The sequence below is a fragment of the Haloleucobacter ellipsoideus genome (genome assembly GCF_052491725.1).
In genome coordinates this window covers 153,734-175,937 of the sequence record NZ_JBQWAR010000014.1, presented here as the reverse complement: position 1 = coordinate 175,937, position 22,204 = coordinate 153,734, and the positions used below count along the sequence as shown (strand labels likewise).

The window sequence follows — 22,204 nt, the reverse complement described above, 5'->3', positions numbered from 1 at the left end:
TTCCAGAACAGGCCCTGTCAGAAGGTCAGTTCGATGCCGGCTCCCAGCACCCGGCCAAGGCCCGGCGTCACCGCATAGACATCCGCCGTATAGGGCGTGCCCGCCACCTCGATATTCTCGTCGAACAGGTTCCGCGCGAAGCCGTAGACCTTGATCCGCTCATTCTCCCAGCCAAGGCGCGCATTGATGATGTGATAGGGCGACAGGTTGAATGTATTGGCCAGATCCGCCGCCCGTGCGCCGGTTGCGAACTGGTATTCCACACTTGTCACCATTTCACCCGGCAGCTTCAGTGCCGCAAGCGAAAGGCGGTTTTCCGCGCCCAGCATGCCAGACCACAAGGGTACGCCCGGCAGGCTGTTGCCATCCGCCGCGCCGGAAAGATCATTCTGCGGCACATTGAAGAAGGCGCTGCGCGTATAACCCACCCCGCCATAGACGCTCCACATCTGGTTGACGCGATAGCGGGCATTGGCCTCGAAGCCATAGGTATAATAATCCAGGGCAACAATATTGAAGCTGTTCGCCATCATGTCGAACGCGTTCACGTGCCCATCATCGACATTGTTGTAGAAAATCGAGCCTTCAAGCGCCAGACGACCATCCAGAAGCAGGGTGCGGCCGCCAATCTCATAGGTCCACACATAGGAGGCCGGATAGGATGGCGCGTCTTTTCCGAAAACGGAGAAGATGTTGAAATAGGGGAAGCCGGCATTGGAATAGCCGCGCCGCACCGAGCCATAGAGCAGGCTGTTCTCATCCATCTTGTAGCTGAGCGAGACGCCACCGGCGATATAGGGATCACTCACCTTTCCATATTCGGAGAAGGTGGGCACCGTGCCCGCCGTGCCATTGGACACATAGAGCCCCTTGCGCGAGACCGAGTCATGGCCCACCCGCACGCCGGGCGTCAGTGTCCAGCGCTCATCCAGCGCAATGCCGATCTCGGCGAAGGCCGAATAGCTGTCGAGCTTCAGGTTCGAGTTGTAATAGCCGTTCTGGGTGGGGCCGAATGAGCTGCTGTTGGTGCCGCGATGATCAAAATCGGAATGATAGTAGCTCAGGCCGGCAATCCAGCGCATTGGCGCATCCGGCTTGGATGTGGCGCGCAGCTCCCCGGAATAGGCATTCTCCGAGAAGCGGTAGCGTGTGCAGTCCGAGCAGTTTGCATTCATGAAGAAATGCGGCGGCAGTCCCGTCACCTTTGAATAGATGAGCGCATCCGTATTGTCGGAGTTCATGGTGGAGGAGATGTCCTGCACCCCGAAGGTCGCCGTCAGGTCGAAACTGTCCAGCTCATGACGGACCTCGGCCGTGCCGATACCGATGCGGCGGGAGAAGGCCAGCGGCTCATCCAGCATCACCGCGGGATAGTTCTCACCACCGCGCAGGATATAGTTGAAGGTGTCGCGCTTATCCTTTTCATAAAAGCCGGAGAGCGTCACCGTGGTGCGCTCGGTCGCGAACCAGCGCAGGGCGCCGCGCGCCGCGCCGATCTCGAAACTCGGCAGGCTGTCTCCGGTGAGCAGGTTCTTCACATCGCCATCACCCCGTGTATAGCGCAGCGCGCCACGGGCATTCAGAACGCCGGGAATGAGCGTGCCGCCGGCAATGACATCGGCGACGAGATTCCGGTTGGTGCCCACTTCCGCGCGGATCCGCATGTCCCGCGTGCCATCCGGCTCGGCGGTGACGAGATTCACCGTACCACCTTGGCTGGAGCGGCCGAACAGCACGTTCTGCGGGCCGCGCATCACCTCCACCCGCTGCACATCCAGCAATTGCTGGGAGCCGGAATAGAGCGAGAGCGGCATTCCGTTCAGCGCATAACCGATTGTGGAATCAAATGGATTCTGCGGAAATCCGAGTGTGCCCACACCGCGTATGGCGCCAAAGGCAAAGAGCGGATTGCCGACATCGGTGACCGAATAGTTGGGCACGGAACGGGAGATATCGACCGCCGCATTGGCCGGGGATTCCAGCGCCAGTTCACCGGATGTCACCAGCCCCACGCTCACCGGCACATTGAACAGTGGTTCCGCATCCCGGCGCGCCGTGACCTCTATGGCCTCCAGCACGAACTCGCTGCCCGATCCGCCCGTATCCGCGCCGCTCTCCTGCGCCAGGGCCTGACTGGGGGCCGACAGGCTGAAAATGCCTGTTACCGAAGCAAGCGCAATGGCAATGCGTGGTCCCGAAAGTGACACTGTGTCCTCCACCCGTCAGCAATTCCCAAAACAGACCGGTCGCATCCACATGCAGGGTGGCTGGCTTTTGGCTGGCTCGGGGTGCGGCTGATGAAAGATCAGTAAAGACTACTGGCAGAGAGAACCAGAAGGCTGGCCTTTGCTGGCGGATGAAGCATGTTTGCGCGCCGTCAAAAACGACAACACACCTCTATTTATAAATATTCCAGATGTTTATACGTGCAGATCAGAATCATCTTAAACTTCATGAAAACGCATACAGGTGAACGGCTTGCCGCACCTGATGATCTTTTTTCAAAAGTAATTTATCCTTTGGCAAAAGTCATCTCAATGGCCGGGCGCATCCGGCTGCCCTAATCAGGGGGCTTGCGCCCCATGTATCCGCACATCGGCTGGCGCGAGAGCTTCAGGTGAGATCCGCTGTGCGCAATCTGGGCATTTTCGCGCTGGCCTTCCAGCAATATCTGGGCCTTGCGCTCATTGCATCCGTGTTGCCGGTGGTGTTGCGTGCGGATGGGGCCGGGCTTGAAATGATCGGCCTTTTCAGCGCCGCCATGTTCGCCTTCACGGTCAATTTCCTCTGGGCCCCGGTGGTGGATCGCTATCCGCTGTGGCGCGGTGGCCTGCGCGGCTCATGGCTGCTGGGCACCCAGATCGCAAGCGCCATCGCCGTGGCGGTGATGGGCCTTTTGGACCCGGCGCGCGATGTGCTGGCGCTGTTTGCGTGCGGGCTTCTTCTTTCAGTCATCGTCGCCACCCAGCGCATCGCCACCCTTGGCTATGTGGCGGATGTCCTTCCCGCGGCCGAACGCGGCATGGGCACGGCCCTGCTTGGCTGTGGCGCGGCGACGGCCAATGCCGCAGGCGGGGCGCTCTGTCTGGCGCTGGTGGCGCGGGCGGGCTGGCATGCCGGCATCCTCATCTTTGCCGCTGGCATGCTGGTGCTGGGTCTGGTGCTGATCCGTCTGCCCGAGCCTTCGGCCACGAAACCCTCCCCCCGCGCGGCCACGCCCCTGCCTGTCATGACAGGCACCCCGCGCCTGTGGGCTGTGGTGGCCATGGTCTCACCTGCCGCATTCGGTGTCGCGGCGGCCTTTTCCATGACCCTGCCGCGACTGGTGGATGCCGGTTTCGGCATGGATCGGGTGGGCCTGCTGGGCGGGGGCGCGAATGTGCTCGCCTTCTTCATTTTCGCGCCTCTTGCCGGCCTTGCGGTCTCCCGCCTCGATGGCGGACGGGCAGCGCAGGGATGCTGCCTGCTTCTGGCTTTCGCCTTTGCGTGCTTCTGCGCCATCACGCCCATGCTGGGTGAGAGGACAATCGCCATCGGCGCATTGCTGCTGGTGTTCTGCGCCCTTGCCATACAGCATGTCGCCTTCACGAGCTGGTTTCTCGGCCTTGCCCGCCCCGGCCATACGGCGGCGGATGTGACATTCCTCACCGCGCTCATCGCCGCCGTGGCCCTGCTCGGCTTTGCGGCGAGCGGCGTGATCGCCCGGCATTTCGGCTATGGCGCAACCCTGTGGGGCGCCGCGGCGGGCTATCTCGTCACCGCACTGCTCCTGACCCTGCGCCATCGCCTGCCGGAACAGGGCCCCGCCTTTCCCCCCGGCGAAAGAGCGCCCGCCCCTGCGGAGAACCGGGCATGCTGAAACTGCTGCGCCCCGTGCGCCTTCCCCTTCTGTTGGCCGTGCTGTTGCAGGCGGCATCCGGCGTGCTCGTGCTGGCGCCGCTGCTTGGCATGAGCATGCTGGCCGGCCTGTTCCTTTCCGGCGCGCCGGATGCGGACACGGCATGGCATGTGGTCATCCTGTCCGCGCTTGGTCTGGGGCTGGGCCTTGGCCTGCGCGGGCTGGCCGAGCTTGTCTCGCATCTGGCCGACAATGCGCTGGCGCTGCGTCTGCGCCTCGATGTCATCCGCCACCTCTCCCGCGCGCCGCTGGAGCGGGTGACGGAGATGGGCAGCGGCCGCATTCGGCAGGCGGCGCAGGAGGATATTGGGGCGCTTCACCATCTCGTGGCCCATTCCGGGCTCGATCTGGCCAATGCCGCCGCAACCCTGCTGGCCATCTATGGCTATCTGCTTCTGCAGGATGCGGTGATGACAGGCGTGCTGCTGCTGCCCCTGCCGCTGTATCTGCTGTGCTACCGCCGGGTGCTCCATGCCGCCGGGGCCGATGGGATGGACGCCTATGGCGCGGCGCTGGGGCGGGTGAACCAGGCCGTGCAGGACTATGTCGCCGGCATGCCGACAGTGAAGATGTATGGCGGCGGCGGGCGCGCCCACCGGGCCTATGGCGCGGCCATTTCCGGCTTCGAGACCTTCTTCGCCGGGTGGGTCCGCCCGCTTCTGCTGCCTGAAAGTCTGGCCAGCCTGTGCGTGGCGCCCCTCACCTTTCTGGCCTTCATCGCCGCCTGCGGGCTGGCGCGCGTGATGGCGGGCGGCATGGAAGCGGCCGCGCTCCTGCCCTTCATCCTGCTGGGCCCGGGCCTTGCCTTTCCCTTCACCCGGCTGGCGCGCGGGGCGCAGGGGCTGCAAACCTCACGCGGCGCACTCCAGCGGCTGGAAAGCGTTCTGGCCCTGCCGCAGGAGCCGGAGCCGCGCCACCCGGCCTTTCCGCATGATGGAACCGTGCGCATGGAAGGGGTGAGCGTTTCCTCCAACGGCCATGACATTCTCCATGACATCGATCTGGAGCTGAAACCGGGCACGGTGACCGCTGTCGTGGGGCCCTCGGGCGCCGGCAAATCCACTCTGGCCCGTCTTCTGCTGCGCTTCCTCACCCCGCACACCGGGCAGATCAGGCTTGGCGGGGTGGCGCTTCAGGATATTCCCTCCGCAACGCTCTACCGTCATGTGGGCTATGTGTTTCAGGAGACCGCCCTGCTGCGCCTCTCGGTGCGGGAGAATATCGCACTGGGGCGGCCGGATGCGGACATGGCCGAAATCGAGGCCGCCGCCCGGGCCGCGGCCATTCATGAGCGCATTCTCTCCCTGCCCCATGGCTATGACACCATCTGTGGCGAGGAAACCGGCTTCTCCGGCGGCGAGGCGCAACGGATCGCGATAGCACGGGCACTGTTGCAGGCACCGGCGGTTCTGGTTCTGGATGAACCGACGGCACAGGCCGATGCGCAGACCAGCGCGCGGATCCAGCAGGCTGTCAGCACCCTCATCTCGCGCGCACGGTCACAGAGTGTTCTGATCGTTTCGCATGATCTGGCAGCCATCCGCCATGCCGATACCATCGTGGTGCTGGAACGCGGCCGCATCGTCGAGCGCGGCACGCATCAGGCGGTTCTGGCGGCCGGCGGGCCCTATGCGCGCCTGTGGCAGCAACAGCATGGAGAGCCGGGCAAGAAGGGGTATAGCGCATGATCCTGTCGCGCCTGCAAAAACTGCTGGAGCCGGAGGAAGGCCACCGGATACCGGCATTTCTCCTCGCGGCCATGCTGGCCAGCCTGTTTCAGGGCCTTGCCTATGTGCTGGCCATCCCTTTTCTGGCGGCCCTGCTCAAGGGGACGTGGCTACAGGCGGGCTTGTGGCTGGCCGTGTTCATGGCCTGTGTCCTGGCAAGCTGGATCACATCCCACAAGGCGGCGCTGCACGGGTTCGAGCTGGCGCTGGCGCTGCTGCATCACATCCGGGAAAAGGTCGGGGACCATCTGGTCCATCTGCCGCTCGGCTGGTTCACCCCGGTCAGGGCCTCACGGCTGGCCGGCGCGCTCAGCCAAGGGGTGATGGATCTGCTGGCCCTGCCGGCCCACCAGTTGCTGCCGCTGATGCAAGCGCTTGTCATGCCGCCGGTTCTGGTGATCGGCATCGCCTTTTTCGATGTCACCCTGGCGCTCACGGCCGCCATTCTCTTCCCCCTCACCGCTCTGGTCTACTGGTGGGCGGGCCGGCTCGGACAGCTTGCCGACCGGCGCGCCCAGCAGGCCGCCGAGGAGGCTGGACAAAGGGTGGCCGAGTTTGCACAGGCGCAAATCGTGCTGCGGGCCTTCGGCGTGCTGGAGCGGGGGCATGAGAGGCTGGAAACCGCATTGCAGGAACAGGCCCGCGCCGGGCGACGCCAGCTCTGGATGATCATGCCGCCGCTTCTGGCCAATTCCTGGCTCATGCAGCTTGGCTATCTGGTCCTGCTCTCGGTCGCCCTCTCCCGGATGCTGGCGCTGGAGGCCGAGCCCGCGCGTCTGGTCACGCTGATCGCGGTGATGGTGCTGATGAACCGGATACTGGAGCCGCTGGGTGATGTCGCCGCCTCGGCCGCCGGCATCCGCATGGCCGCGCGGGAGCTGGCACGGATGGAGACCATTCTCGCCGAGCCGCCCCTGCCCCTCCCCGTTTCCCCCGCCGCCCTGCCGGCGCGGCATGACATCCGCTTCTCGCAGGTGCGCTTCGGCCATGATCCCGAAAAGCCGCTGCTGCATGATTTCAGCCTGACCCTCGAACCGGACAGGACGACAGCGCTGGTCGGCGCCTCGGGTGCCGGCAAATCCACGCTGCTGCACCTGATCGCCCGCTTTTTCGATGTTCAGGCCGGCGCGCTCACCATTGGCGGGGTGGATGTGCGGCACCTCAACCCGCAGGATCTCAGCCGCCTGATCGCCCCCGTCTTCCAGAACGCCTATCTCTTCTCCGGCTCCATTCGCGAGAATGTGCTCATGGCTCGCCCGGATGCGGGCGAAGAGGAGCTGGAACGGGTTGCCGCCCTCTCGCGTCTGGATGAGATGCTGGAACGCCTGCCCAAAGGCTGGCACTCTGCGGTGGGGGAAGGCGGACAGCGCCTGTCCGGCGGGGAGAGGCAGCGCATCTGCATGGCGCGCGCCTTGCTGAAGAACGCGCCCATACTGATGCTGGACGAACCCGCCAGCGCGCTCGATGCCGCCAACCGGGCCGCCATCGCCCGGATGCTTGCGGACCTGCACGGCACGAAAACCATCCTGATCGTCGCCCACCAGTTCGAGTGGATCGCGGGGGCGGATCGCATTCTGGTCCTGCAGGACGGAACCATTCTGGAAGATGGCTCTCCCGCCGATCTGATCGCGCGGAACGGGCATTACGCCACCCTGCACCGGCTTCACGCCCAGCCGGAAGGCTGGCGCATGTCCAGGTGAGATCACTATCCGCGGTTACAGGACAGGGGGAATGCGGCAGATCCGGCCAGCATATTACATGCGTTCATGCCCACACGGTTCCCTGTCATTCCTCCTCCTGTACGAGAAGCGAATAAGCTGCGGCCGGGGAGCGTGCCCCCCGCAACATGTCGGGCATCCTGTCGCCCCGGGTCTTGCGCGCCACGGCCGCGAGAATCTTCAGATAATCGCCCGTTCCCTCGGGCGGGGAAAGCAACAGGAAGACAATATCGACGGGCAGATCATCCACCGCCTCGAAATCGACCGGCTTTTTCAGGATGACCAATGCCGCGAAAGGTGCCATCAGGCCCTCCACCGGGGCATGGGGAACAGCAACGCCGTTGCCGATGCCGGTGGAGCCAAGATTTTCCCGGCCCAGAAGCGCGGAATGGATCACCTGCCCGCTCACGCCCGTCCGCCCGGCGGCATGGCCCGCCAGAAACTGGAGCAGGCTCGCCTTGGTCGCGACGGACAGGTCAAGGATCACATCCTCTGGCCTGATGACGGATGAAAGATTCATGAAGCTACCCACATTCAATCGTTCGCAGGGGTGCGAACACGGTCAGTCGCTCTCCGGCTCGCGGAGGCGATAGCCGACACCTGTTTCAGTCAGGATATATTGCGGCTGATCTGGCGTTGCCTCGATCTTCTGGCGCAACTGGCGCACATAGACCCGCAGATACTGGACATCCGTGCTCCCGTTCCAGACATGCTTGAGAATATGCTGGTGGGTGATCACCTTGCCGGCATGCTGCACCAGAACGCGCAGGATGTCATACTCCTTGGGTGAAAGCCGCACCTCCCTGTCGGCCACCTTCACGATCCGCTTCACCAGATCGACAGACAGATCCCCCACCTGAAAGACCGGCCGCTCGCCCTGCTGCTGGAGCTTGTGCCTCAGGGCGACGCGGATGCGGGCCGCCAGTTCGCGCATCCCGAAAGGCTTGGTCAGATAATCATCCGCCCCCAGCTCAAGCGCCCGGACAATCCCCGTTTCATCCGTGCGGCTCGACAGGATGACGATCGGCTGCTCGACATGTTCGGCCCGCCACAGCCTGAGAAGGTCATGCCCCGACATGTCGGGCAGGCCGAGATCCAGCAGGATCAGGTCCGGCCGCTCGGACGCGACCAGCGCGATTGCCTGCTCGGCACTTTCCGCCTCCACGATCACATAGCCCTCCGCCGTCAGCCCCACACGCAGCAGCTTGCGAATAGGGGGCTCGTCATCCACGACGAGTATCCTGACCCCTGATGTGGTCATATCCTGCCCTCCAGATTCACGGCTTCCGGGCCGGTCGGAAACCGCAGGGTGAAAATGGCGCCGGCCCGGTCCGCCCGGTTCGTCGCCCGGATGGTGCCGCCCATCGCCTCGACAAACCCCTTGCAGATCGACAGGCCAAGTCCCGTGCCGGCCTGCACATGATCCTTCTTGCGGACGCGATAGAAGCTGTCGAAAATCTTGGTGAGATCATCAGGGGGAATGCCCGGCCCCTCATCGGCGATCTGCAGCAGGACATGGGCATCCTCCGCCCAGCCCCGGATCGAGATCCGGGACCCGGCCGGCGCATATTTGCGGGCATTGTCGAGCAGATTGAACAGCACCTGTTCAAACAGGACCGGATCCAGCCGGACCATCGGCAGGTCGGGCGGCACGGCCAGATCGATCCTGTGATGGACGAGAATCTTTTCCGCCCGGCGCAACGCGCCCCCGACACTGTCCCCGATGAACAGGGGGGTGAGCGAAACCTCCGCCGCCCCGGACTCCAGCCGGGTCATGTCGAGAAGATTGGCGATGAAGCGGTTCAACCGCTCCGCCTCGTCCACAATGGTGGAGAGCAGCTCGATCCGGCCGGTTTCGGTCAGGGAGGCTGAATAGTCCCGCAGCGTTCCCGCCGAACCGAGGATCGAGGCCAGCGGGGTCTTGAGATCATGGGACAGTGAGGTCAGCAGCGCCGAGCGCAGCTTGTCCGCCTCGGCGGCAAGGCGGGCATTGTCGACATCGGCCACGAGCTGGATGCGCTCGATGGCCAGCGCGGCCTGATCGGCAAGGGAATCGAAAAGCCGCTGCTCGGCAGGGGTCAGGACCGGCCCCTGCTTATCATTGTCCAGGCCGATCACGCCAACCTGAGTGCGCCCCGTCCTCAGGGGCAGATACAGGCGTTTTGCTCCCGGCAGCGTATCCGCCCCCCGGCCGGCGGGCTTGTCATGTTCCCAGGCCCACTGGGCGGCGGCAAGATCCGCATCGTCGAGCGTGTCATCGGGGGGATATCCGGCCTGAACCCTGATGCGTCCATCCTCGGGCAGCAGCGCCACCACCCGGACCTGAAGCATGGAGGCGATCTGGTAGACCGTCGCCCACAGCACATCCCCCAGCGTTCCCGCGCTGGCGAGCTTCTTGCTGAACAGATACAGCCCCTCGGTGGTTTTCGCCCGTCGCCGCGCCGTCATCGCCTGGCTTTGGACCCGGCCGGCCAGATTGCTGGCGATCACCGCAACCCCGAGGAAGAAGGCCAGTGCGACGACACTTTCCGGGTCGCCAATATCCAGCGTGTATCGCGGCTCCAGAAAGAAGAAGTTGAAGACAAAGGCGCTGACGACTGACGCGAACAAGGCCGGCCACAGGCCGCCGCCCATGGCCGAGGCCAGCACCGCCATGAGGAACACCAGCGCGATGTTGCGCACATCCAGAAACCGGGACAGGGCCGTGCCGATCCCCAATGCACCCGCGACATACAGGATGCTCCAGAGATAGCGGCCCAGATCCAGACGCCGTCTGGACCATATGTCCGGCATGGCGGAGCGCCGCGCCTGCCCGCCGGTTCCGGGCGAGATGACATGGACGCTCACATCCGCCTTCGCCCGGATCAGGTCATGGGAAACCGAGCCGGAAAAGAACTCCAGCCACCGCGGGGCTGTCGGCATGCCGACAATGACATGCGTGTAGTTGTTGGCGCAGGCATAGGCGAGAATCTCCTGGGCGACATTCTCACCCGGCAGGACAACCGCCTCCGCCCCCAGCTGTTCGGCCAGCCGCAGGGCGCTTGCGATCTTGTCCTTGTCGATCTCGGAAAGACGCGCATCCCTGCTGGTCTCGACATGAACCGCCGCCCAGGGCACGCGCAGACGATCGGCCTGCCTGCGCCCGTATCGCACAAGCGCCATCGCGCCGGGGTGCTCATTGATGCACACCAGAACGCGCTCGCCCGCCGACCAGGGGCCGGGAATGGCATGCGCCTGCATATGGGTCACGAGCTGGTCGTCCACGCGCTGCGCCGTGCGGCGAAGGGCAAGCTCCCGCAGCGCCGTCAGGTTGCTCGGCGAGAAATAGTTCTGTGTCGCGCGTTTCGCGGTCTTGGGCAGATAGACCTTTCCCTCGGTCAGCCGCTTGATGAGATCGCCCGGGGTGATGTCGATGATCTCGATGTCATCGGCCCGGTCGATGATCGAGTCCGGCACGGTTTCGCGCACCCGGATGCGGGTGATCTGCGCCACGATGTCATTGAGGCTCTCCACATGCTGGATGTTGAGCGTGCTGTAGACATCGATCCCGTTGGCGAGCAGTTCCTCGACATCGAGATAGCGCTTGGGGTGCTTGCTGCCGGGCGCATTGGTGTGGGCCAGCTCGTCCACCAGAACGAGCGCCGGCCTGCGGGCAAGAACCGCATCAAGGTCCATTTCATCGAGCACATGCCCCCGATAGGGCACATCGCGGCGCGGAATGATCTCGAAACCCTCCACCAGAGCCTCGGTCTCGGCCCGGCCATGTGTTTCCACGACGCCGATCACCACATCCACGCCCTCCGCCCGCTGGGCGCGGCCGGACATGAGCATCTCATAGGTTTTCCCGACACCGGGCGCCGCCCCAAGAAAGATCTTGAGATGGCCCCGGCTTTCCCGCCGGGCATCCTCCAGCAAGGCATCCGGCGAGGGCCGCGCTTGCTCCCGCAATGGATCTTCAGACACGGCAATGGCTCCGGATCAACAGTCAGGACACCTGTTCTAGCCGTCCTGACACTTTCATTCAGCCGCGACTTGCGTCATCGAGCGCCAGATTCAGCTTGAGCACATTCACCACGGGCTCGCCCATGAAACCGAGCATGCGCGGCTCTATATGCCGATCGACCAGACCGCGCACAACGGCCTCGCCAACGCCGCGCGCCCGGGCGATCCGCGGCACCTGGAAATAGGCGGCCTCCGGCGTGATGTGCGGGTCAAGGCCACTGCCCGAGGCGGTGACGAGATTCATCGGGACAGGCTCATGGCCATTCTCCGCGCGCAGCGCCCCGGCATCGTTTGCGACGCGATCGCGCAGCGCCTTGCTTGTCGGCCCGTAGTTCGAGCCGCTCGACGCCCCGGCATCATAGCCATCCGCGCCCGCCGCTGACGGGCGCGGGTGAAAATAGCGCTCAGCGACGAAACGCTGTCCGATCAGCGCGGAGCCGATCACCTTCCCGTCACGCTCGATCAGGCTGCCATTGGCCTGGAACGGGAAGATGGCCTGCGCGATCCCGGTGATGCCGAGCGGATAGATGAACCCGGTGATGAGGGTGAATGCGACAATCATGATGATGGCCGGTCGAACTTGCTTGAGCATCTTGTTTGTCCCGAATGATCCGCCGCCGCGCTTCTGGCAGGCATGCGGAAGAATGGCCCGCTGGTCGATCCGCCTCACGCCAGACCGGCGGCGGTGATCGCCATGTCGATGAGCTTGATGCCGGCGAAAGGCACCAGAACGCCGCCCAGCCCGTAGACCAGAAGATTGCGGGAGAGCAGCGCGGCCGCGCCCGTGGCACGATATTTCACGCCCTTCAGAGACAGGGGAATGAGCGCGATGATGATGAGCGCGTTGAAGATGATCGCCGACAGGATCGCGCTCTGCGGCGAGGTGAGCCCCATGACATTCAGCGCGCCAAGCTGCGGATAGAAGGCCAGGAACATCGCCGGGATGATCGCAAAATACTTGGCGATGTCATTGGCGATGGAGAAGGTCGTCAGCGCCCCGCGTGTCATCAGGAGCTGCTTGCCGATCTCGACGATCTCGATCAGCTTGGTCGGGTCGCTGTCGAGATCGACCATGTTGCCGGCCTCGCGCGCGGCCACGGTCCCGGTATTCATGGCCACGCCGACATCGGCCTGCGCGAGCGCGGGGGCATCATTGGTGCCATCGCCGCACATGGCCACGAGCTTGCCCTTCGCCTGTTCCTGCCGGATCAGCGCCAGCTTGTTCTCCGGCGTCGCCTGGGCGAGGAAATCGTCCACGCCGGCCTCCGCGGCGATGGCGGCGGCTGTCATGGGATTATCACCGGTGATCATCACCGTGCGGATGCCCATGCGCCGCAGTTCGGCAAAGCGCTCGCGGATTCCCCCCTTCACGATATCCTTGAGATAGATCACGCCAAGCAGCCGCCCGTCCCTGACAACCGCCAGCGGCGTGCCGCCTTCCTTTGCGATGTCATCGGCAATGGCCCGCACCGCGCGCACGCTTTCGGAGCTGGCGCGCGGGGCACCCGTGGCGACGGGGGCAAGCTCGACATGTTTCAACACTGCATCCACCGCGCCCTTGCGGATGGATGAACCCTCCAGATCCACGCCACTCATGCGCGTCTGGGCCGTGAAGGGAATGAAGCTTGCATTCAGGCTCGCCATGTCACGCGCCCGGATGCCGTATTTCTCCTTCGCAAGCACCACGATGGAGCGCCCCTCCGGTGTCTCGTCCGCAAGCGAGGCAAGCTGCGCCGCATCGGCCAGCTCCTGCTCGCTGACACCCCTGACCGGGCGAAACGCGCTGGCCTGACGGTTGCCCAGCGTGATCGTTCCGGTCTTGTCGAGCAGCAGCGTGTCCACATCACCTGCCGCTTCCACCGCCCGGCCGGACATGGCCAGAACATTGAAGCGCACCAGCCGGTCCATGCCGGCAATGCCGATGGCGGAGAGCAGCGCGCCGATGGTGGTGGGGATCAGCGTGACGAACAGCGCCACAAGGACAATCACCGGAACCATGCCGCCGGAATAGGTGGCGAAACTGGGAATGGTGACGACCGCCAGAACAAAGATCAGGGTCATGCCGGCAAGCAGGATGTTGAGCGCGATCTCGTTCGGCGTCTTCTGCCGTTCCGCGCCTTCCACAAGGGCAATCATCTTGTCGATGAAGGTGGCGCCGGCCGCGGCGGTGATGCGCACCTTGATCCAGTCGGAGAGCACCTGCGTGCCACCGGTGACGGCGGACCTGTCACCGCCGGACTCGCGGATCACCGGCGCGGACTCGCCCGTAATGGCGGCCTCGTTGACCGAGGCCACACCCTCGATCACCTCGCCATCGGAGGGGATGATGTCGCCCGGCTCCACCAGAACGACGTCCCCCACCTTCAGGCTGTTGCCGGGCACCATGCTGTATGTGCCGCTGGTGCCGGAGAGCAGCTTGGCCTGCGTCTCGCTGCGCGTGCGGCGCAGGGATTGCGCCTGCGCCTTGCCGCGCCCTTCCGCCACCGCCTCCGCGAAATTGGCGAACAGGACGGTGAACCAGAGCCACAGCACGATTTGCAGCGAGAAGCCCACATGCTCCGCGCCTGTCACGATATCCTTCACGAGCAGAACCGTTGTCAGCAGCGACACGACAGCGACAACAAACATGACCGGATTTCTGGCCAGGCTTTTCGGGTTCAGCTTCCGAAAGGCGCCGCCAATGGCCGGAACGAGGATGCGAGCATCCAGTATGCTCGCGGATATGGACTGGTTCATTGAAAACTCCAGCGCACTTGTTCTTGGAAGGTCAACCATCCGGCGACACCGCCGCGAGCAATTCAGGGATATCGGGCCGGGAGCACCACGGCTCCCGGCGCCAGTGTCATGCCATGCAGGCGCGTCAGGCCCTTGATGGGCGGGAGTGGCGCGCCGGCCCGGGCGGGCCTTGCCATCGGGCGCTCAGCACGGCTTTCAGAATGTCTGTCCCGCCAGCATGGCGAAGTGCTCGACCACAGGGCCCAATGCCAGCACGGGAAAGAAGGTGAGCCCGCCCACGATGAGTGTCACGCCGACGACAAGGCCGATAAACAGCGGCCCTGTGGTTGGCAGCGTGCCTGATGAGGCGGGAATGCTCTTCTTCGCGGCCAGAGAACCTGCAATGGCCAATACAGGGATGATGAGCAGGAACCGCCCCATCAGCATCGCAAGACCAATGGCGACATTGTAGAAGGGCGTGTTCGCGCTCAGTCCGGCAAAGGCGCTGCCATTGTTGTTTGCGCCGGAGGTGAAGGCATAGAGCACCTCGCTCAGGCCATGGGGACCGGCATTCAGGATGCCGGACAACCCGGCCGGAATGACGATGGCGATGGCTGTCAGGGCAAGGATCGCGAAGGAAGGCCCGAGCATCGCCAGAATGCTCATCTTCACTTCCTTCGCCTCGATCTTCTTGCCGATATATTCCGGGGTGCGCCCGACCATGAGTCCGGCAATGAAAACCGCCAGAATGGCGAAAACCAGCGTGCCATAGACACCGGCGCCAATGCCTCCGAGCGGCGGAATCTGCATGTTGAACAGCGGGATGAGCCCACCCAGCGGCATCAGGCTGTCATGCATGGTATTCACCGCGCCTGTCGAGGCCGATGTGGTCACCACCACGAACAGCGAGGAGAGGGCAAGGCCGAAACGCGTTTCCTTGCCTTCCATATTGCCACCCTCGAGCCCCAAAGCGTGAAGCAGGGGATTGCCAGCGCTTTCGGCCCAATAGACGACGCCGATGCCGGCCACGATGATGGTCAAAATGGCCCCAAGCAGCGCCCAGCCCTGCTTCTGGTTTCCCACCATCCGCCCAAAGACATTGAGCATCGCGAAGGAGATCGCGAAGATCGACAGGATATGGATGTAATTGGTGAGCGCCGTCGGGTTCTCGAACGGATGCGCCGAATTGGTGTTGAAGAATCCGCCACCATTCGTTCCCAGATGCTTGATGATCATCTGTGAGGCAACAGGGCCCTGGGCGATGGTTTGCCGGGCTCCCTCAAGCGTCGTTGCAGCGGTATAGGGATTGAGATTTTGCGGAACCCCCTGCCACACCAGCACCAGACTGCCGACAATGCAGATCGGCAACAGGATATAGAGCGTGCTGCGGGTCAGATCGACCCAGAAATTGCCGACCGTTCTGGAGGAGGCCCGCGAAAAGCCACGGATGATGGCCATTGCGCCGGCCACACCGACAGCGGCCGAGACGAAATTCTGCACCGTCATGCCGGCCATCTGGGTCAGGTAGCTCATGGTGGTTTCGCCACCATAGCCCTGCCAGTTGGTATTGGTCATGAAACTGACCGCCGTGTTGAAGGCGGAATCCGCGCTGACAGGCCCCATGCCGGCCGGGTTGAAGGGCAACCCGCCCTGAATGCGCTGGAAAAGATAGAGAAGCGCAAACCCCGCCAGATTGAAGAACAGCATGGCGGCCATATAGGTGGTCCAGTGCTGCTCCTCGCTCTCGCGGGTGCCGCAGATACGGTACAGGCCGCGCTCAACCGGCCCGAAAATGGTCGAGAGGATCGTGCGCTCCCCATTCATGACCCGCGTGATGTATCCGCCCAGCGGCTTCACCAGCGCGATCGCGATCCCGAGAAAGACCAGGATCTGTATCCATCCATTCATAGTCATCGGTCATTGCTTTCCGGGCTGTCGCCTTGGTCAGAACCGCTCGGGGCGAGCGAGGGCGTAGAGCAGGTAGATGGTCACGAAAGCCGCGACGCCTGCCCCCAGGAAGTAGTTGATCATCATGCCAGAAGCCTCCACATCAAAGCCTCTCGCAAAGCTTGATGTATCCAAACATCATCGCGAAAAACACGACGCCTGTAGCGAGCATAAGAGCGTCCATTTCCTTCACCTCCCCCGGTATGGTCTCGCGACATCTGGGATTTGAAAGATCCAGACGGCGATGAACCTGGGCGTTCCGGCACTGACATGCCCATGCAGGCGCGCCGAACGCGAAAACTGGCAGGACTATGGACACGAACCGCATATAGGTTCGAGAGAGACGAGCGCCCCGGGATATAGGAAACCGATAAGGGTCCGGGCGGGCCACATAAGTATTCCATAAAGATCCACGGCCATTTGGGCGGGCATATTGCGCCCTCCGGACGCAAAACCCGCCGATCCGGCCTGGATCGACGGGTTTGGGATGGATCATGTACAGGGCACAGATGATGTGCAGACAAGGCGGACACACAGACATCAGAACCGAAACAGAAAGACGTTCATCCGCCCTGCACAGCAACAATAGAGAATCCTTATTTGGCCGGATGATCTGGCGTCTTCTCCCCATCCTGCACCGTGCGCTGCCCGAGATTCATCATCTCCAGACAAAAGCGCCCATTGGCCAGTTGCAGATGAAGCCGATAACGCCCGTAACTCTCCCCAATCAGACGCGCAGCATGGGTCGCATCACCACGCGATGAATGGGTCCATTCTGTATCCTCGCCTTCGAGATGCACGGTCCAGCGACCATTATAGCTCTGGTATACCCAGAGCACCGGCGTGACCGGAGACATCGCCCCAACGGCCTGCCTCTTCTCCGGGTTCAGGATCATCAGTTCCAGATTCATGGATCACCTTGAAAACCGAGGGCGCAACGACACCGACAAACCGCGCACCGATGCTCCCGCACCCGCCTTTCCGGCAGGCTATGTCTCCTGACTGTGGGAAAGCCTCCAGCGATGGACATATGCTGGAATGCCACGCGCCAGAGCCTCCCGGCAGGAAAGGCCATCAATCTAGAAAGATGCACATATGATTTCGACAGGGGCCTGAAAGGCTGGAGATATTTTTTCCATCAAAAAAGCGGGGGGAAATATATAGAGATGAATACTGCCCCTCTCGGGAGGGATGACCTTCACTGCCCCGAAAGCCGGACCATCCATGGCGCACCCGTTCAGCATGTCGGTGTAGCCAGAAACAGGTTTCGCTTTATGGATGAGAGCGAGACGCCGCCACGCTCGGCACAGCGCTTATCATGGCCGTGAATCCATCTCCGGTTATGTTCAGGGTCTTCGTGGCCATCTTGAATCATGCAGACAATCCAGCCATGGACCGCCCCTTTCCACGTTCCGCATGCGCTCGCCTCCTCCAGCATGCTTCACGGCGGATAGCACTGAAATCACATCAGGTATCCTTCTCATCTTTATTGCACTTTTCTTTGGCTGTCAGAAAACTGGTCTGGACATAGGAACGGCACTTGAGATGGGGCCCGGCTAATTCCCCCTCATCCTCTCCGGTTTATTGTTCTTGATTGGCGCGATCATTCTCACCCAAGGGCTCCGGCACGCTGGCGAGCCAAACAGAGAAATCGCGTGGCGCGGCATTCTGCTGATTATTCCAGCGCCCATCCTCTTTGGCCTCACGGTGCGTGGGCTGGGTTTTGTGCCCGCGCTGTTCCTCACATCCCTGATTGCCTCGCAGGCTTCCGCCCGCATGAAATGGCGTCTTGCACTGCTTCTGATCGCCGGACCTGTGCTTGTTGCGCTTCTTCTGCCTTTCATAAATAAAAGTCGATAAGAGGCATTTTCGGAAAGCGATCTGTAACAATCACTTTCCTCTTTCCCGTGTAGAAATTCCATTCTTCGAAATATACGAAAAGGAGTCAAAAGCATAAACTATGCGCATGCGCTCCACAAAGCCTTCAGATGGTCGAGAGTACAGTCATCCGTGCCCGTCACCATGCGGCGGAATTGCATCAGGCTGGAAAATCAACCGCATGCTCCCCTCTAATTTCGCGCCGCGTCAGGATGCGATCGATGAGACCCCATTCCAATGCCTCCTCTGCCGTCATGAAGCGGTCCCGGTCCATTCCTTGCTCAAACTCTTCATAGGAGCGATTGCAGTGCTGGGAATAGAGCCGCGTCATGCGTTGTTTGGTTTTCCGGATTTCTTCAGCATGGATCAGCATGTCAGATGCCTGTCCCTGAAAACCGCCTGACGGTTGATGAATCAGGATGCTGGCGTTCGGGAGCGCAACACGCTCGCCAGCCTCACCAGCCATCAGCAGGAAAGACCCCATTGAGCGGGCCGTCCCCATGCAGAGAGTATGCACCGGAGCACGGATGTATTGCATCGTGTCATACATGGCCAGACCGCTGGTGATGACCCCACCAGGAGAGTTGATGTAGAGCTGGATCGGCCTTTGGGGATTTTCGGCCTCCAGAAACAACAACTGGGCGCAAACAAGCGCTGACACGGCGTCATTGACCTCACCGTTCAGAAAAATGATCCTTTCGCGCAACAGGCGGGAGTAGATGTCGAAAGAGCGTTCGCCACGGCTTGATTGCTCAATGACCATAGGGACGAGTTGCATCGCTTCGCGCATAGGCGAATTCCTTTTATCCAGTTTTTCTTTGGGTGAACCGAGGCGTCAGGCGGCGCGCATCAGCGAAGGCATGTTGCTGTTTGCCGCTGGTAGCATCTGCGCGGCCAGCCGCGTATCGGCCAGCTCATGCACGATCCTGAGTATCGCGCCGCCGTTGAGATCTGGCAGAACCTGAAAGGTCACGACGCTTTCAAGAAAAGGCGACTCATCATCACGCATCCGATAACAGACCTCCTCACCGGGAGTCGTGGATACTGGTTCACTGTCGATCAGATTCTGCGTGGGCAGCCATTTCTCGCGGAAGGCCGGGATACTGATAGCCCGCCAGACTTTTTCGGGGGATGCATTCAGCTCATACTCCAGCACCAGTTGCTTTTCTTGCCCTCCGGCCTCCGTCTCTCTCATTGATCCATATCCTTCAGCAAAGCCTTCAGTGCATCAATCCGCGTGGGCCAGTAGGCGCGATACTTCGCCAGCCATCCGGCAATGAGCGCCAGTCCATCCGGATCGACCTCATAGTCGACGAAGCGCCCCCGCCGTTCCTCACGAACCAGACGAGCATTGCGCAGCACGGAAAGGTGCTGGGACATGGCCGGTTGGCTGATGTCCATGCCATCACGCAGGGCACTGGCGTTCATGCTGCCACGCGCCAGTTTCTCGAAGATCGCGCGACGTGTCGGGTCAGCCAAAGCTTTGAAAATTTCGTTCTCGATCATGCCAACAGATAAGCGCACACTTATGCGATTCGCAAGACACGATCATTATCTGGTACTGGTCGTGATGAACCTGTTTGATACCATCCAACTCAGGCTGCACGCCGGTGCTGCCGTGAGGTCAGCAACGCCAGGGTCGCGCCGATCAGCAGCAAGATCGCACTCGCAGCGAACGTCATCTGATATCCGTGGAGGTCGAACAGTGTGCCGCCGACGACGGCCCCCAGGGTGATTGCAAGCTGGATGACAGCCACCATAAGACCGCCACCAGCTTCCGCGTCTTGCGGCAAAGACCGCACCATCCACGTCCACCAGCCGACCGGCGCGGCCGTCCCGATCAGTCCCCACACGCAGAGAACAGCCGCGGTAACGGGGAGGCTGTGGCCAAACGCGATGAGCATCACGGCGATCACGGCCATCGACACCGGGATGGTGATCAGCGTGCGATAAAGCCCTTCCTTCAGGAAATAGCCAATCAGACTGGTGCCGACGACGCCGGCGATGCCGATCGCGAGCAAAACGAGCGACAGGGTTGAGACATCGACCTGGGTCACGGTCTCAAGGAACGGGCGCACATAGGTGAAGAGTGCGAACTGCCCCATAAAGAATAGCGCCACCGACGCCATGCCGAGCGCGATCAGCGGCCGTTTCAGCAGCCTGAAGACGTTACCAGCCCCCGACTGCCGTTCCGCTTTCATCGACGGCAAACTGACCATCTGCCAGAGGAAGACAATCACCGCGACTGGAACGACTGTGAAGAAGGCGCCGCGCCAGCCGATGATCGAGCCGAGAAAGGCGCCTAACGGTGGCGCGACCACGGTGGCCAGTGCATTGCCGCCATTGAAGATCGCCAAGGCGCGAGGAACGAGATCTTCGGGTACGAGCCGCATCGCCGTTGCCGCCGACATCGCCCAGAAGCCGCCGATGACGACGCCGATCAGGGCGCGCCCGACCATGAAAATCAGGTAGTTCGGAGCAAGGGCGACGATGGTGCCCGACACCGCCATAATGCCAGTCAGCGCGAGCAACAGCACTTTACGGTCAAGTTCACCGGCGACGGTGGAGATGAATAGGCTCGTCAGCACCGCGAACGCGCCTGAAATGGCGATCGCTTGACCGGCCTGGCCCTCCGTCACCTGAAGCTCGGAGGCAATTGGCGTCAGCAGGCTGACCGGCATGAATTCCGAGGCAATGAGTGCAAAAACGCAGAGCGACATCGCCAGCACCCCACCCCAATGGGCTGGCCGATCCGCGATCTCATTTGTTTCTGATGAAGTTGGCGGAGCCGACATTTCATTCCACTTCCAAGCCAGGTTGCCCAACGCAACCATCCACCGAGCGGTTAGGCAGCCGGCGGTGTTTCCTGAATTTGAGCGGATGCATTCCCACAGCGCGGAAGCCGTGTCTTCCGTGGGGGAACATTTCTCTGGCGCAGGAGATAGTCGAAGTCGCGGTTAACAATTAGCCTGCATAAATTGCATGTCATTATGAATTGAAATCATGAATTGGCCGATGGGGCACCGTTGCCGCGAAGGTGGTTCTGCTCAACCCACTTCCAAACTCAATTCATGAATCTGATTCACCACCACAAGCAGATTTGCAGGCCTAATCAATATTTGGCCCATCCCCTAATTTGTCTGGCAGCTGGCCGGCCTAGCCGGCGCGAAAGGAAGCTCGACGCGGTTGATAAGGAGGATTCCGGCATGGGTAGATGGAGCGGATTGGGGAATGCAGCAGTGCAGGCATCCAGCCTGAACCGGGGTCGCCGCGAACTTCTGAAGCTGACCGGCGCGAGTGTTGCAGCCCTCGGCGCGGCATCACTCTTCAATGTTTCCAATGCAAAGGCTCAAAATATGTCAGGCGAATGGGACAAGGTCTTCCCCAGGAGTGAGAAGGTCGATCACGAGAAGGTCACTTTCAAGAACCGCTACGGCATCAACTTGGTGGGCGATCTGTATTTGCCCAAGGACCGCGCCAGCAGGCGGCTGGCGGCGCTCGCTGTCGGTGGACCATTTGGGGCGGTGAAGGAACAGTCGTCGGGCCTGTACGCGCAGACTATGGCCGAGCGTGGTTTCGTCACTCTCGCTTTCGATCCGTCCTATACCGGAGAAAGCGGCGGCGAGCCGCGCAATGTTGCCTCGCCGGACATCAGCACCGAGGATTTCAGCGCCGCCATTGACTATCTCGGCCTGCATCCGTCCGTCGATCGCGAGCGGATCGGCATCATCGGCATTTGCGGCTGGGGCGGCATGGCGTTGAATGCCGTCGCCGTGGACAAGCGCGTCAAGGCTGTCGTCGCCAGCACGATGTACGATATGACCCGTGTCATGTCGAAAGGCTATAATGACAGCGTGACCCTCGAACAGCGCACGCAGACGCTGGAGCAACTAAGTCGCCAGCGCTGGGCGGATGCGGAGAAGGGAACCCCGGCCTACCAGCCGCCATACAACGTCCTGCACGGGGGCGAAGCGCAGTTCCTGGTCGAATATCACGACTACTACATGACGCCGCGCGGCTATCATAAGCGGGCCGTCAACTCGGGCAACGCCTGGACGATCACCACGCCGCTGTCGTTCATGAACATGCCACTCCTGACTTACATCAAGGAGATTTCGCCGCGCCCGGTCCTCTTTGTTCATGGCGAAAAGGCCCACTCGCTATACTTCAGCCAAACTGCCTACGCGAACGCGGCGGAACCGAAAGAGCTGATGATCATCCCCGGCGCTAACCATACGGATCTTTACGACAAGGTGGATGTGATCCCGTTCGACAAGCTGACCAGCTTCTTCAACCAGCACCTTGCTGCCTAAGATCTG

General features: G+C 62.0%; 18 protein-coding genes. 5 read left to right on the top strand and 13 right to left on the bottom strand.

Annotated features, from left to right (window positions below; all coding sequences use genetic code 11):
- Positions 1-17: 17 nt before the first annotated feature.
- The gene (locus ACT6QG_RS03450) at positions 18-2,207 is read right to left on the bottom strand and encodes a TonB-dependent receptor (protein ID WP_444976199.1); all 2,190 of its coding nucleotides are present in this window, start codon (positions 2,205-2,207) and stop codon (positions 18-20) included.
- Positions 2,208-2,617: 410 nt separating this feature from the next.
- On the opposite strand from ACT6QG_RS03450, the gene ACT6QG_RS03445 reads away from it, so the two are divergent.
- The 3 genes from ACT6QG_RS03445 to ACT6QG_RS03435 are packed head-to-tail and all read left to right on the top strand — an operon-like array spanning position 2,618 to position 7,325.
- Positions 2,618-3,859 (top strand): MFS transporter, encoded by a 1,242-nt coding sequence (locus ACT6QG_RS03445; RefSeq protein WP_444976198.1) that lies wholly within the window; start codon positions 2,618-2,620, stop codon positions 3,857-3,859.
- A complete protein-coding gene (locus tag ACT6QG_RS03440; RefSeq protein WP_444976197.1) occupies positions 3,853-5,586 on the top strand; it encodes an ABC transporter ATP-binding protein in 1,734 nt (577 codons plus the stop codon). Before ACT6QG_RS03445 ends, ACT6QG_RS03440 begins: the two co-directional genes overlap by 7 nt.
- On the top strand, positions 5,583-7,325 hold the full coding sequence (locus tag ACT6QG_RS03435; RefSeq protein WP_444976196.1) for an ABC transporter ATP-binding protein: 1,743 nt from the start codon (positions 5,583-5,585) through the stop codon (positions 7,323-7,325). Before ACT6QG_RS03440 ends, ACT6QG_RS03435 begins: the two co-directional genes overlap by 4 nt.
- Before the next feature lie 85 nt (positions 7,326-7,410).
- On the opposite strand, the gene ACT6QG_RS03430 is transcribed toward ACT6QG_RS03435, so the two are convergent.
- From ACT6QG_RS03430 to ACT6QG_RS03395, 8 genes are all read right to left on the bottom strand, one after another.
- Positions 7,411-7,863 carry a PTS sugar transporter subunit IIA gene (locus ACT6QG_RS03430; RefSeq protein ID WP_444976195.1) on the bottom strand — a complete coding sequence of 151 codons (453 nt, stop codon included), beginning with the start codon at positions 7,861-7,863 and terminating at the stop codon, positions 7,411-7,413.
- 42 nt (positions 7,864-7,905) lie between these two features.
- A complete protein-coding gene (locus ACT6QG_RS03425; protein WP_444976194.1) occupies positions 7,906-8,604 on the bottom strand; it encodes a response regulator transcription factor in 699 nt (232 codons plus the stop codon).
- The gene (locus ACT6QG_RS03420) at positions 8,601-11,306 is read right to left on the bottom strand and encodes a DUF4118 domain-containing protein (RefSeq protein ID WP_444976193.1); all 2,706 of its coding nucleotides are present in this window, start codon (positions 11,304-11,306) and stop codon (positions 8,601-8,603) included. Before ACT6QG_RS03420 ends, ACT6QG_RS03425 begins: the two co-directional genes overlap by 4 nt.
- A 58-nt stretch (positions 11,307-11,364) precedes the next feature.
- Positions 11,365-11,937: a potassium-transporting ATPase subunit KdpC gene (gene kdpC, locus ACT6QG_RS03415; RefSeq protein WP_444976192.1), complete on the bottom strand. Its 573-nt coding sequence runs from the start codon at positions 11,935-11,937 to the stop codon at positions 11,365-11,367.
- A 74-nt stretch (positions 11,938-12,011) separates the two neighbouring features.
- Positions 12,012-14,081 carry a potassium-transporting ATPase subunit KdpB gene (kdpB, locus tag ACT6QG_RS03410; RefSeq protein ID WP_444976191.1) on the bottom strand — a complete coding sequence of 690 codons (2,070 nt, stop codon included), beginning with the start codon at positions 14,079-14,081 and terminating at the stop codon, positions 12,012-12,014.
- A gap of 195 nt (positions 14,082-14,276) precedes the next feature.
- Positions 14,277-15,974 (bottom strand): potassium-transporting ATPase subunit KdpA, encoded by a 1,698-nt coding sequence (gene kdpA / locus ACT6QG_RS03405; protein ID WP_444976190.1) that lies wholly within the window; start codon positions 15,972-15,974, stop codon positions 14,277-14,279.
- Between the two features lie 30 nt (positions 15,975-16,004).
- Positions 16,005-16,094, bottom strand: a complete 90-nt coding sequence (locus ACT6QG_RS03400; protein ID WP_444976189.1) for a K(+)-transporting ATPase subunit F — start codon at positions 16,092-16,094, stop codon at positions 16,005-16,007.
- 509 nt (positions 16,095-16,603) lie between these two features.
- Positions 16,604-16,918, bottom strand: coding sequence for a hypothetical protein (locus ACT6QG_RS03395; RefSeq protein WP_444976188.1), 315 nt, complete (start codon positions 16,916-16,918; stop codon positions 16,604-16,606).
- Positions 16,919-17,591: 673 nt separating this feature from the next.
- Here ACT6QG_RS03395 and ACT6QG_RS03390 point away from each other — a divergent pair.
- Positions 17,592-17,867, top strand: coding sequence for a hypothetical protein (locus ACT6QG_RS03390; protein WP_444976187.1), 276 nt, complete (start codon positions 17,592-17,594; stop codon positions 17,865-17,867).
- 178 nt (positions 17,868-18,045) lie between these two features.
- On the opposite strand, the gene ACT6QG_RS03385 is transcribed toward ACT6QG_RS03390, so the two are convergent.
- The 4 genes from ACT6QG_RS03385 to ACT6QG_RS03370 form a co-directional block, all read right to left on the bottom strand.
- Positions 18,046-18,675, bottom strand: coding sequence for an ATP-dependent Clp protease proteolytic subunit (locus tag ACT6QG_RS03385; RefSeq protein ID WP_444976186.1), 630 nt, complete (start codon positions 18,673-18,675; stop codon positions 18,046-18,048).
- A gap of 45 nt (positions 18,676-18,720) precedes the next feature.
- Complete coding sequence (locus ACT6QG_RS03380; RefSeq protein ID WP_444976185.1) at positions 18,721-19,080, bottom strand: SRPBCC family protein; 360 nt, start codon at positions 19,078-19,080, stop codon at positions 18,721-18,723.
- Positions 19,077-19,391 (bottom strand): ArsR/SmtB family transcription factor, encoded by a 315-nt coding sequence (locus ACT6QG_RS03375; RefSeq protein WP_444976184.1) that lies wholly within the window; start codon positions 19,389-19,391, stop codon positions 19,077-19,079. Before ACT6QG_RS03375 ends, ACT6QG_RS03380 begins: the two co-directional genes overlap by 4 nt.
- 89 nt (positions 19,392-19,480) lie before the next feature.
- Entirely contained in the window at positions 19,481-20,605 is a 1,125-nt protein-coding gene (locus ACT6QG_RS03370; protein ID WP_444976232.1) for an MFS transporter, read from the bottom strand.
- 486 nt (positions 20,606-21,091) lie between these two features.
- Between ACT6QG_RS03370 and ACT6QG_RS03365 the strand changes: the two genes are divergently transcribed.
- A complete protein-coding gene (locus tag ACT6QG_RS03365) occupies positions 21,092-22,198 on the top strand; it encodes an alpha/beta hydrolase (protein ID WP_444976183.1) in 1,107 nt (368 codons plus the stop codon).
- The last annotated feature ends 6 nt before the right edge of the window (positions 22,199-22,204 follow it).